Here is an 11,442-nt window from a genome sequence, read left to right on the forward strand (position 1 = left end):
GAAAGGGGGAAGAACACCCCCAGCCTAGTGGCGGTGCGAAACCGGGGAGCGCACGACCGGGGGCCGTGGGGTGCGCGCAGCGGAAGGCGCCCACGTTCCCGCACCCACCCGCGGTTCCCGCCCGTCCGCGCCGCTACCTGGCCGCGTCCATCAGTGCCCGCTGCTCCGCCGTCAGCTCCAGGTCCAGCGCGCCCAGGCTCTCCTCCAGCTGCGCCACCGACGAAGCCCCCACCAGCGGAATCACCGGCAGCTCGCCGCCGAGCAGCCACGCCAGCACCACCTGGTTGCGCGTCGCCCCGGTCTCGCGGGCCACCGCATCGAGCGCGGCGAGGCGGGCCGGCGTCCCCGCGTGGTCGAAGGACGGGCCGAGCGGCTTGTCGTCGCGGACGTAGCCGCCGCCGAGCAGTGGGGAGTAGGCGACCAGGGTGAGCTCGGGGCTCTCCTTGAGGTAGGTGATCAGGTCGCCCTGGACGGCGGCCTGGTCGCCGTCCTGGTTGAGCAGCCCGGGCCAGTCGCCGCGCCTCCGCAGGTAGGTGTGGCCGTACTGGAGCACCTCGTACCCGGGCAGCCCGGCCCGCGCGGCGAGGTTGCGGGCCCGCTCGACCCGCCAGGACCAGTGGTTGGAGACGCCGAGCAGCCCGACCGTCCCCTCCTCGACGAGTTCGCCGAAGGCCTGCACGGTCTCGGCGAGCGGCGCCTCGGTGTCCTCGACGTGCGCGTACAGCAGGTCGAGCTTCTCGACCCCGAGACGCTTCCTGCTGGCCTCGGAGGACGCCCGGATCACCTCGGCGGACAGCCCCTCGCCGTTCTCGACGAACCCGGTGCCGGGGGCCTTCGGCCGCGCCCCGAGCTTGGTCGCGATCACCACCTCGTCGGTGATCCCCCGGCTGGCCCGCCACCGGCCCAGCACTTCTTCGCTGATGCCGCCCTGGCTGCCGTCCTGCCAGTACGCGTAGTTGTTGGAGGTGTCGATGAACGTGCCCCCGGCCTCGACGTACCGGTCCAGCACCGCGAAGGACGTGGCCTCGTCGGTGAGCGTGCCGAACAGCATCGCGCCGAGGCTGAGCACACTCACCTCGCGACGGGTGCGCGGGTCGGTTCCAATGGTGCGCTTGCGCATCCGGGTTCCCCTCGTCTCCGCGACCCGCCCGGTGCGGGCCGCGAACAGGAGTCTGGAACCCGGAGCGCGCTCCAGGTCAAGCAGAGGTCTGAACCACCTGCGCGCCTGGCACCGGGCCGTGGGTGGCGTGGGCGGTGCGGCAGGTGCCGGAGGCGCGGAGGGCGGCGGCGATGTGGGCGGCGGAGTCGGCGTCCTTGGCCAGGAAGGCGCAGGTCGGGCCGGAGCCGGAGACCAGGGCGGCGAGGGCGCCGGCCTCGGTGCCGGCGTGCAGGGTGTCGGCGAGGGACGGGCGCAGCGAGACCGCGGCGGTCTGCAGGTCGTTGCTGAGGGCGGCGGCCAGCTCGACGGGGTCGCCGTCGGCGAGGGCGGCGAGCAGTGCGGGGTCGGCGTCGGGGGTGGGGACGTCGTCGATGCCGGCGCCGGTGCCGGACTCCTCGCGCAGCCGGTCGCACTCGCGGAACACCGCGGGGGTGGAGAGTCCGCCGTCGGCGACCGCGAACACCCAGTGGAAGACGCCGGAGACGGGCAGCGCCGCCAGGATCTCGCCCCGGCCGCGGCCCAGGGCGACGCCGCCGAGCAGCGCGAACGGGACGTCGGAGCCGAGTTCGGCGGCGAGTTCCAGCAGGGTGTCGAGGGGGGTGTCGAGGCCCCAGAGGGCGTCGCAGGCGAGCAGCGCGGCCGCTCCGTCGGCGCTGCCGCCGGCCATGCCGCCGGCCACCGGGATGGCCTTGGCGATGTGCAGGTGGACGCCGGGGGCGGGCAGGCCGTGGTGGGCGGCGAGCAGGCGGGCGGCGCGGGCGGCCAGGTTGGTGTCGTCCAGCGGGACGGCGTCCGCGTCGGGGCCGGTGCAGGTCAGGGTGACGCCGTCGCCGGGCGTCGCGGTGACCTCGTCGCCGAGGGCGACGGCGAAGAACACGTTCGCCAGGTCGTGGTAGCCGTCGGGGCGGACCCCGCCGACGCCGAGCTGGACGTTGACCTTGGCGGGGACGCGGACGGTGACCATCACTGCTCCGGAGTCTTCGGCTTGTGCTCGGCGATCGAGGCGAACTGCTCCACCGTCAGCATCTCGCCGCGCAGCGTGTGGTCGATGCCCGCCCCGCGCAGCGCCTCCTCGGCGGCGGCCGGCGAGCCGGCCCAGCCCGCCAGCGCGGCCCGCAGGGTCTTGCGGCGCTGCGCGAACGCGGCGTCCACGACGGCGAACACCTCGCGGCGGGTGGCGGTGGTGGACGGCGGGTCGCGGCGGATCAGCGAGACCAGTCCGGAGTCGACGTTCGGCGCGGGCCAGAACACGTTCCGCCCGATCGCGCCGGCCCGCTTCACGTCCGCGTACCAGTTGGCCTTCACGGACGGCACGCCGTACACCTTGTTGCCGGGCTTGGCGGCGAGCCGGTCGGCGACCTCGCTCTGCACCATCACCAGCGTGCGCTCGATGCTGGGGAACGTCTCCAGCATGTGCAGCAGCACGGGCACGGCGACGTTGTACGGCAGGTTCGCCACCAGCGCGGTCGGCTCGGGGCCGGGCAGCTCGGTGACGTCCATGGCGTCGCTCAGCACCAGGTCGAAGTTGTCGGCCTTGCCGGGCATCCGGCCCTTGACGGTGTCCGGCAGGTGCCGCGCCAGCACCGGGTCGATCTCCACCGCCGTCACGTGCCGCGCGACCTCCAGCAGCGCCAGCGTCAGCGACCCGAGCCCCGGCCCGACCTCGACCACCGCGTCCTGCTCCGTCACCTCCGCCGCCCGCACGATCCGCCGCACGGTGTTCCCGTCGATGACGAAGTTCTGCCCGCGCTGCTTGGTCGGCTTCACGCCGAACGCCTCAGCCAGCGCGCGGATGTCGGCAGCGCCCAGCAGGTGGCCGTCGGGGGTGGGTTCGGTGGTGCTCACCCGCCAAGGATACGGGTCACCGCAGAACGAGCCGCTTGAGATCGATCTCGACGGGGAACGGCAGGTCGGTACGGAGCAGTCCTTCGTGCACGGCGACCGGCAGGTAGCCGCCCTGCTCCCGGTCGAGCCGGAACTCGTGCACGACAGGGATGTCGTCCTCGCCCCGTTCGATGCGCCAGTAGGACGGAACGCCGGCCTCGGCGTACTGCGCCGGTTTGCGGAGACGGTCGGCGGTGCGAGTGGCCGGAACGACCACCTCGACGGCGAGCAGCACCGACCGCAGCGGCAGGGTGTCCATGGTGCGGATGTCGAGCCCGGACTTGTCGTACACCACCGCGTCGGGTCGAACCCAGTTGCGCGGGTCGAGCACGAGCGTTGTGGGGCCCATCACGACCAGCGGTTGCACCTGTTGCCGGTCCGTGGCCACCGTCAGGCGGTCCCGCACCCGGCAGTGCCACATGTCGTTCAGCGGCACCGGGGTGATCACCCCGTCCACCAGCTCCCAGCTGAACGGAAACTCGACGTCACCGATCTCGTCGCTGGTCCAACCGCGCGAGGGCGCGTTCATCCACTTGCTCCACACGCCCTCATCGTAGCCGGACCGGCACGGTCAGTAACCGAACGCCCGTGCCGTGTTGGCCGCGATCGCCGTCGCCAACTCGTCCTCCCCGAGGGCCAGATGGGCCGCCATCGCGCGCAGGGTGACCGGGATGAGGTAGGGGGCGTTGGGGCGGCCGCGGTAGGGGTGGGGGGTGAGGAAGGGGGCGTCGGTCTCGATCAGGACGCGGTCGAGGGGGGTGGCGGTGAGGGCCTCGCGGAGGGGGTGGTTGGCCTTGTAGGTGACGGGGCCGGCGAAGGAGAGGTACCAGCCGTGTTCGGCGCAGGTCCTGGCCATGGCGGCGTCGCCGGAGTAGCAGTGGAAGATCGTGCGCTCGGGGGCGCCCTCTTCGAGGAGGACGGCGATGACGTCCTCGTGTGCCTCGCGGTCGTGGATGACGAGGGCCTTGCCGTGGCGCTTGGCGATCTCGATGTGGCGGCGGAAGGACTCCTTCTGCAGGTCGACGCCCTCGGGGCCGGTGCGGAAGTAGTCGAGGCCGGTCTCACCGACGGCGAGGACGTGCGGGAGGGCGGCGAGGCGGTCGATCTCGGCGAGGGCGGCGTCGAGCGCGGCCCGGCCGCCGGGCGTGCGCCGCTGCCCGGACCAGCCTCCCCCAGCCCCAGGGGGCTGGGAGGTGCCCCCAGGGTCGCCGAGGAAGATCCGGGGGGCCTCGTTGGGGTGCAGGGCGACGGCGGCGTGCACCTGCTCGTACTCGGCGGCGAGGTCCGCGGCCCACTGCGAGCCGGGCACGTCGCAGCCGACCTGGACGACGGTGGTGACGCCGACGGACGCGGCGCGGGCCAGTCCCTCGGCGGGGGTGCCGGACTGCATGTCGAGGTGGGTGTGCGAGTCGGCGACGGGGACGGCGAGCGGCTCGGGCAGCGGCGGCGGAGTCGAGCGGTCGTCGTTCTTCTTGGCGTTGGCGGCCATCAGGAGGCGGTCTTCTCTTCGAGGCGGGGGAACAGGACGTCGCCCTTGGTGACGAGGGCGCCGGCGGGCAGGCGTCCCCAGTCGGCGACGGTGGCGATGCGCTGGTCGGCGAGCGGGCCGAGCGCGGCCTCGGCGCCCAGGGAGTCCCAGAGCTCGGCCGCGGCGGCGGGCATCACGGGGTTGAGCAGCACGGCGGTGGCCCGCAGCGCTTCGGCGGCGGTGTAGAGGACGGTGGCGAGCCGGGCCCGGTCGTCCTCGGCGGTGGATTTGGCGACCTTCCAGGGTTCCTGCGCGGTCAGGTAGCCGTTGACGGTCTTGATGAACTCGAAGATCGCGGCGATGCCGCCCGCGAAGTCCAGCTCTTCGCCGATCCTCCGGTCGGCCTCCTCGGCGACCCGGACCAGGGCGTCCGCGACGGCCTGCTCGGCCTCGCCGTGGGCGGCGGCCGCGGGCAGCACGCCGTCGTAGTACTTGCCGACCATCGCGGCGGCCCGGGAGGCCAGGTTGCCGAAGTCGTTGGCGAGTTCGGAGGTGTAGCGGGCGGTGAAGTCCTCCCAGGAGAACGACCCGTCGGTGCCGAACGGGATGGCCCGCAGGAAGTAGTAGCGGTAGGCGTCGACGCCGAAGTGCGAGGTGAGGTCGGTGGGCGCGATGCCGGTCAGGTTGGACTTGGACATCTTCTCGCCGCCGACCATCAGCCAGCCGTTGGCGACCACCCGCTTCGGCAGCGGCAGCCCGGCGGCCATCAGCATGGCGGGCCAGATGACGGCGTGGAAGCGCAGGATGTCCTTGCCGACCAGGTGCACGGAGGCGGGCCAGAGCCGGGCGAACCGTTCGGGGTCGGCGCCGTACCCGGCGGCGGTGATGTAGTTCTGCAGGGCGTCGACCCACACGTACAGGACGTGCTTGTCGTCCCAGGGCAGCGGCACGCCCCAGTCGAAGGTGGAGCGGGAGATCGACAGGTCCTTGAGGTCCTGTTCGACGAAGCGCAGCACCTCGTTGCGGGCGGCGGCGGGCTGGATGAAGCCGGGGTTGGCGGCGTAGAACTCCAGCAGCTTCGGGCCGTACGCGGAGAGCTTGAAGAAGTAGTTCTCCTCCTCCAGCCACTCGACCGGGCGCTTGTGGACGGGGCAGAGCTTCTCGTCCACGCCGGCGCCGGGCAGCAGTTCGCCGGGGAGCTTGTACTCCTCGCAGCCGACGCAGTAGGGGCCGGTGTAGCTGCCCCGGTAGATCTCGCCCTTGTCGTACAGGTCCTGGACGAACTCCTGGACGCGGTCGGTGTGCCGCGCCTGGGTGGTCCGGACGAAGTCGTCGTTGGCGATCCCCAGGTGCTGCCAGAGCGGCTTCCAGGCCTCCTCGACCAGCCGGTCGCACCACTCCTGCGGGGTGACGCCGTGCGCTTCGGCGGTGCGCAGGATCTTCTGGCCGTGCTCGTCGGTACCGGTGAGGTACCAGACGTCCTCGCCGCGCTGGCGGTGCCAGCGGGTCAGCACGTCGCCCGCGACGGTGGTGTACGCGTGGCCCAGGTGGGGGCGGTCGTTCACGTAGTAGATCGGCGTGGTGACGTAGTACGCGTCGGTGCTGGGGTGCTCTGCGAAGGCCGCCATAGCGGGGATCCTAGTCGCCGGGCGCGCCGCGGCCCCGGACCGCGGCGGCGGTCCGGGGCCGGTGCGGGCGTCGGAGCGGGGTCAGGCGGCGCGGTGGCGGCGGAACAGCCGGTTCCACCAGTGCAGGACGCGCGGCTTGCGGGGCTTCTGCGGGCCCTCGGGTTCGGCGGTGGGGGCGTAGCCGGGGGCGACGCCGGCGGCCACCTCGGCGACCCGGCCGGCCCGCATGATCCGGACCCGTTCGCCGCCGCAGCCGGGGCAGACCAGTTCACGTAGCGGGGACGGGACCTTGACCCCGTTCGCCTTGTACTCGACCACGGTGTGTCCGTCGCGGCCGGTGTGGTGCTCGATGTCGTACGCCTGCTCCCAGCCGTAGCCGCAGTTGAGGCAGACGAAGGAGTAGGCCTCGCGGACCGTCTCCACGGGGATGCGCGGTCGGGTGGTCAGCCCGAGGCCGCTGGGCGCTCCACCGTCCAGGGGGCTGTCGATCGTGTCGCTCATGCGCCACCTCGCTTCGCTCGGAGCCCGTCGCCCGACCTGGCGGGCCCGGCGCGGGTCTTTCCATCCCAGGGAATGCCCGGGAGGGTCCGTCCGATGCCCGGCTTGCCAAGTCTTGGTTCCGAATTGGCCCTCCGCTGGGGTTGCTCATTCCAACGTACGACCGAATCCGGCCACGGGCACTCGACGGGTCAGCCGGCGTGCTTGGCGGCCACCACGGCGTCGAAGACCACGGACTTGCGCAGGCCCAGTTCGGCGGCGACCGCGGCGATCGCCTCCTTGCGGCGCTCGCCGGCCTCCTCGCGGGCGGCGACCCGGCGGGCCAGCTCGGCGGGGCCGACCTCCTCGGGGGCGGCGGGCGGGGCGCCGGCCACCACCACGGTGATCTCGCCCCTGACGCCGTCGGCGGCCCAGGCGGCGAGTTCGGCGAGCGGGCCGCGCTTGACCTCCTCGTAGGTCTTGGTGAGCTCGCGGCAGACCGCTGCGGGTCGCTCGGCGCCGAACGCCTCGGCCATCGCGGCGAGGGTCTCGGCGATCCGGTGCGGGGCCTCGAAGAACACCATGGTGCGCGGTTCGGCGGCGATCTGGGCGAGCTGCCGGGAGCGGTCGCCGGCCTTGCGGGGCAGGAAGCCCTCGAAGGTGAAGCGGTCCACCGGCAGCGCGGACAGCGCCAGCGCGGTGAGCACCGCGGACGGGCCGGGCACCGCGGTCACCTTGATCCCGGCGGCGACGGCCGCGTCGACCAGCCGGTAGCCGGGGTCGGAGACCGAGGGCATGCCGGCGTCGGTGACCAGCAGCACCCGGGCCCCGCCCTGGAGCGCGGCGACCAGTTCGGGGGTGCGGCCGACCTCGTTGCCCTCGAAGTAGGACACCACCCGGCCGGTCGGCGTCACGCCGAGCGCCTGGGTGAGCCGGCGCAGCCGCCGGGTGTCCTCGGCGGCGATGACGTCCGCCTCGGCGAGTTCGGCGCGCAGTCGGGGCGGCGCGTCCTCGACGTCGCCGATGGGGGTACCTGCCAGTACGAGAACACCAGTCACGGCACCATCCTCCCCTACCGGCGGGGGTCCTCACCGGGACGGACGCGGCCCGGTGCGGTGCGAGCCGTGCGGGGACCCCTTGTGACTTCAGCCATTGCCCCTACGATGTGGCCCGTGAGCGGCGACATGGACAGTGGTGTGGACCACCCCGAGCGGGGTGGCGTGACCGTGCTGGAATCGGCCGATCCGGCCGCCGTTCCGAGGCCGCGCGCCGAACCCGAACCGGCCTCCCGGTGGGCCCGGGCGCTGTCCGGCGCGGGCTACCGCGCGCCGCGGCGCACGCCCCTGGACGAGCAGTTGGTGCCGCCGATGCCGGACGGCCCCGGCGTCACCCCCGACGTGGTCCCGCCGTCCCCGCTGCTGGCCCGGCTCGGCATCCGGCTGCCGGACGCGCTGTGGTCGTGGCTGTGCCGCTGGTCCGGCTGGCTCGGCCCGATCGCGGTGGCGGCCTTCGCGGGCGTGCTGCGCTTCGTGAACCTCGGCGGGCCGCACGCGCTGATCTTCGACGAGACGTACTACGCCAAGGACGCGTACGCGCTCTGGCAGGTCGGCTACGAGACCAACTGGGCGGACGACGCCAACGGCCTGATCACCGCGCCGAACCCGACCGTCCCGTTCCGCACCGACCCGGCGTACATCGTGCACCCGCCGGTCGGTAAGTGGATCATCGGCCTGGGCGAGCAGATCTACGGCATGAACCCGTTCGGCTGGCGGTTCATGATGGCCGTGCTCGGCACCCTGTCGGTGCTGATGCTGGCCCGGATCGGACGGCGGCTGTTCCGCTCGACGCTGCTGGGCTGCGTGGCCGGGCTGCTGATGTCGGTCGACGGCCTGCACTTCGTGCTCAGCCGCACCGCGATCCTCGACCTGGTCGTGATGTTCTGGTTCCTGGCCGCGTTCGGCCTGCTGCTGATCGACCGGGACCGCACCCGGGCGCTGATCGCGAAGCGGCTGGACGCCGGGCTGGGCACCGACTGGTGGCAGCTCGGCCTGCGGCCCCACCGGCTGGCGGCGGGCGTCAGCCTCGGCCTGATGACGGCCACCAAGTGGAGCGGCGGCCCGGCGATCGCCGTCTTCATCCTGCTCGTCGCCTTCTGGGACACCTCGGCCCGCCGGATGGTCGGCGGGATCCGCGGCCCGGGCGGGCAGCCTATCGTCGAGGGCCTGCGGATCCTGCGGCACTGCGTGGACTGGGTCTGCTCGGCGGCCTCCCTCGGCCTCACCGCGGCGGTCACCTACCTGGTCAGCTGGACCGGCTGGATCATGTCCTCGACGGAGCCCGGCAAGGGCGGCTACTTCCGCGACTGGGCGGTGCAGCACCCGGGCGGCTTCGGCCCGGACTGGTGGCGCAGCCTGTGGCACTACCACTCCACGATGCTGGACTTCCACACCAACCTGCACAGCCCGCACACCTACCAGTCGAACCCGTGGAGCTGGCTGCTCCTCGGCCGCCCGGTGTCGTTCTTCTACGAGTCGCCGAAGAACGGCCAGGCCGGCTGCACCACCTCCGACTGCGCCCGCGAGGTGCTGGCGATCGGCACCCCGCTGCTGTGGTGGGCGGGCATCGCCGCGCTGCTGTACTGCCTGTACCGCTGGCTGATGCGCCGCGACTGGCGGGCGGGGGCGCTGCTGGCCGCCCTGGCGGCCGGCTACCTGCCCTGGTTCCAGTACCAGGAGCGCACCATCTTCCTGTTCTACGCGGTGTGCTTCGTGCCGTTCCTGGTGCTGGCGGTGACCATGATGATCGGCGCGATGCTGGGCCCGGCCCACGCCTCGCCGGACCGCAGGCTGGCGGGCGCCACCGGCGCGGGGCTGCTGGTCGTGGGCATCATGTGGAACTTCCTGTACTTCTATCCGATCTTCACCGGCCAGACGATCCCGATGCCGGACTGGAACGGCCGGATGTGGCTCAGTACCTGGATCTGATCCACACCGGAGAGCGTGTACCGGATCTGTCACAAACCGGCGGCGTGTCGTGAGTGCACGGATGGTGTCTGCCTATGGTGTCGTGGCCGCTGATTCCTGGCGGCCACGACACACCAGGGGGGACTCGACGTGAACAACGGCGCGAAGATCGGCATCGCCTCGGCCGCCACGGTGCTGCTGCTCGCCGGCGGCTACGGTGCCTACGCCCTGGTCTCCGGCGACTCCGACGGCAAGGACGCCGCCAAGAAGCCGCGCACCGTGGTCTCCGAGCCCCCCAGCCCCGAGCTCGCCGCGTCCGGCGCCAAGGCCTTCCTGGACGCCTGGGCCAAGGGCGACCTGTTCGCCGCCGCCAAGCTCACCGACGACCCGGACAAGGCGCAGGCCGCGCTGCAGGCATTCCACGACAACGTGAAGCCCTCCGCCGTCCACCTCACCGTCGGCGGCCCGACCACCGCGCCCAGCCCGGCCGCGTCCAAGTCCGCCGCGCCGTCCGCGTCGGCGTCGGCGTCCTCGGCGGCCGCCGCCGGGCCGACCGGGGTGCTGGAGAGCTTCAAGGCCTCGCTGGAGTTCGCCGAGGCCGGCTCCCCGTGGAACTACGACGGCGTGCTCGGGGTGGTGAAGATGAGCGACGGCACCGCCGCCGTGCACTGGGCGCCCACCGTGATCCACCCGAAGCTGGACGCCACCGAGACCATCGGCGTCAAGCCGGTGTTCGCCGCGCCCGCCGCCGTCACCGACCGCAAGGGCAAGCCGCTGGCCGGCTACGCCTCGCTCACCGGCCTGCTCAACCAGCTGAAGGCCGCCGCCCCGCAGGGCGGCAGCCCGGAGGACGCCGGCACCGCCGTGGTGATCTCCCCCGCGTCCGGCAACGGGCCCGCGGAGAAGGTCTTCACGCTGAAGGAGCCCAAGCCCGTCCCCAACCTGAAGCTGACCCTGGACGCGGACCTCCAGGCGGCCGCCGAGTCCGCGGTCGCCGCCCAGGGCAAGCCGGGCTCGCTGGTGGCGATCGAGCCCAGCACCGGCGGCATCCTGGCCTACGCCTTCTCGCCCACCACCGGCCAGAACCGGGCGTTCTCCGGGGCGACCGCACCCGGCTCCACCCTGAAGGTGCTGACCGCCGCCGCGCTGCTGGAGGCCGGGATCACGCCGACCACCTCGATGCCCTGCCCGGAGACCACCATGGTCACCGGCAAGTCCATCGCCAACGACTTCAAGGGCGCGCACCCCGAGTACACGCTCACCGACGCGTTCATCAACTCCTGCAACACCTCCTTCATCGAGAAGGGCAAGGACGTCCTCAAGGCGAACTCGCTGCCCTCGCTCGCCAAGGACGTGTTCGGCATCGGGCTGGTCTGGAAGACCGGCCTGTCGAACTTCGACACCGACATCCCGGTCGAGACCAGCATGGCGGGCGCGGCCAGCGAGTTCATCGGCCAGGGCAAGGTGCGCGCCAACCCGCTGGGCATGGCGTCGATCGCCGCGACCGTGCAGTCCGGGGTGTTCAAGCAGCCGATCCTGGTGCCCGGCATGGACCAGGTGAAGGCCGCCCGGACGCTCTCCCCCGACGTGCTCTCCAGCCTGCGGTCGCTGATGACGCAGACCGTGAAGTCCGGCACCGCCGCGGCCGTGAAGCCGGCCCTGCCGGCCGGTTCCGGCGCGAAGACCGGCACCGCCGAGGTCGACAACAGCGCCGACGCGAACTCCTGGTTCACCGCCTACTCGGGCGACCTCGCGGTCGCCGCCGAGTTCCAGGGCGCCGGGCACGGCTCGGCGGCGGCCGGACCGGCCTCGTCCAAGGTGCTGGCGGTGGGCAACCGCAAGTGACGCAGGCGGACGGGGCCC

General features: G+C 72.7%; 10 protein-coding genes. 2 read left to right on the forward strand and 8 right to left on the reverse strand.

What is annotated here, in order from left to right:
* Positions 1-133 precede the first annotated feature (133 nt).
* From ACI1MP_RS16510 to rsmI, 8 genes are all read right to left on the reverse strand, one after another.
* Positions 134-1,120: an aldo/keto reductase gene (locus tag ACI1MP_RS16510; RefSeq protein ID WP_404868918.1), complete on the reverse strand. Its 987-nt coding sequence runs from the start codon at positions 1,118-1,120 to the stop codon at positions 134-136.
* Between the two features lie 76 nt (positions 1,121-1,196).
* Positions 1,197-2,123: a 4-(cytidine 5'-diphospho)-2-C-methyl-D-erythritol kinase gene (locus ACI1MP_RS16515; RefSeq protein WP_404868919.1), complete on the reverse strand. Its 927-nt coding sequence runs from the start codon at positions 2,121-2,123 to the stop codon at positions 1,197-1,199.
* A complete protein-coding gene (gene rsmA, locus ACI1MP_RS16520; RefSeq protein WP_380337954.1) occupies positions 2,123-3,004 on the reverse strand; it encodes a 16S rRNA (adenine(1518)-N(6)/adenine(1519)-N(6))-dimethyltransferase RsmA in 882 nt (293 codons plus the stop codon). The genes ACI1MP_RS16515 and rsmA overlap by 1 nt, the downstream gene beginning before the upstream one ends.
* A gap of 16 nt (positions 3,005-3,020) precedes the next feature.
* A complete protein-coding gene (locus tag ACI1MP_RS16525; protein WP_404868920.1) occupies positions 3,021-3,587 on the reverse strand; it encodes a Uma2 family endonuclease in 567 nt (188 codons plus the stop codon).
* A gap of 27 nt (positions 3,588-3,614) precedes the next feature.
* Positions 3,615-4,532: a TatD family hydrolase gene (locus tag ACI1MP_RS16530; protein WP_404868921.1), complete on the reverse strand. Its 918-nt coding sequence runs from the start codon at positions 4,530-4,532 to the stop codon at positions 3,615-3,617.
* Positions 4,532-6,139: a methionine--tRNA ligase gene (gene metG / locus ACI1MP_RS16535; protein ID WP_404868922.1), complete on the reverse strand. Its 1,608-nt coding sequence runs from the start codon at positions 6,137-6,139 to the stop codon at positions 4,532-4,534. Before metG ends, ACI1MP_RS16530 begins: the two co-directional genes overlap by 1 nt.
* Before the next feature lie 81 nt (positions 6,140-6,220).
* Positions 6,221-6,640: a hypothetical protein gene (locus tag ACI1MP_RS16540; protein ID WP_100587381.1), complete on the reverse strand. Its 420-nt coding sequence runs from the start codon at positions 6,638-6,640 to the stop codon at positions 6,221-6,223.
* A 188-nt stretch (positions 6,641-6,828) separates the two neighbouring features.
* Positions 6,829-7,674, reverse strand: a complete 846-nt coding sequence (gene rsmI / locus ACI1MP_RS16545; protein WP_100587382.1) for a 16S rRNA (cytidine(1402)-2'-O)-methyltransferase — start codon at positions 7,672-7,674, stop codon at positions 6,829-6,831.
* Positions 7,675-7,779: 105 nt separating this feature from the next.
* Between rsmI and ACI1MP_RS16550 the strand changes: the two genes are divergently transcribed.
* On the forward strand, positions 7,780-9,600 hold the full coding sequence (locus ACI1MP_RS16550; RefSeq protein ID WP_380337964.1) for a dolichyl-phosphate-mannose--protein mannosyltransferase: 1,821 nt from the start codon (positions 7,780-7,782) through the stop codon (positions 9,598-9,600).
* A 129-nt stretch (positions 9,601-9,729) separates the two neighbouring features.
* Positions 9,730-11,424 carry a penicillin-binding transpeptidase domain-containing protein gene (locus ACI1MP_RS16555; RefSeq protein WP_380337967.1) on the forward strand — a complete coding sequence of 565 codons (1,695 nt, stop codon included), beginning with the start codon at positions 9,730-9,732 and terminating at the stop codon, positions 11,422-11,424.
* Positions 11,425-11,442 lie beyond the last annotated feature (18 nt).

It is taken from the genome of Kitasatospora griseola (assembly GCF_044999035.1).
Classification (GTDB): Bacteria; Actinomycetota; Actinomycetes; order Streptomycetales; family Streptomycetaceae; genus Kitasatospora; species Kitasatospora griseola.

Coding starts and splice junctions, on each gene's coding strand:
- ACI1MP_RS16510 (WP_404868918.1), bottom strand. CDS start 1,120: ATGCGCAAGCGCACCATTGGAACCGACCCGCGCACCCGTCGCGAGGTG.
- metG (WP_404868922.1), bottom strand. CDS start 6,139: ATGGCGGCCTTCGCAGAGCACCCCAGCACCGACGCGTACTACGTCACC.
- ACI1MP_RS16530 (WP_404868921.1), bottom strand. CDS start 4,532: ATGGCCGCCAACGCCAAGAAGAACGACGACCGCTCGACTCCGCCGCCG.
- ACI1MP_RS16540 (WP_100587381.1), bottom strand. CDS start 6,640: ATGAGCGACACGATCGACAGCCCCCTGGACGGTGGAGCGCCCAGCGGC.
- ACI1MP_RS16550 (WP_380337964.1), top strand. CDS start 7,780: ATGTGGCCCGTGAGCGGCGACATGGACAGTGGTGTGGACCACCCCGAG.
- ACI1MP_RS16515 (WP_404868919.1), bottom strand. CDS start 2,123: ATGGTCACCGTCCGCGTCCCCGCCAAGGTCAACGTCCAGCTCGGCGTC.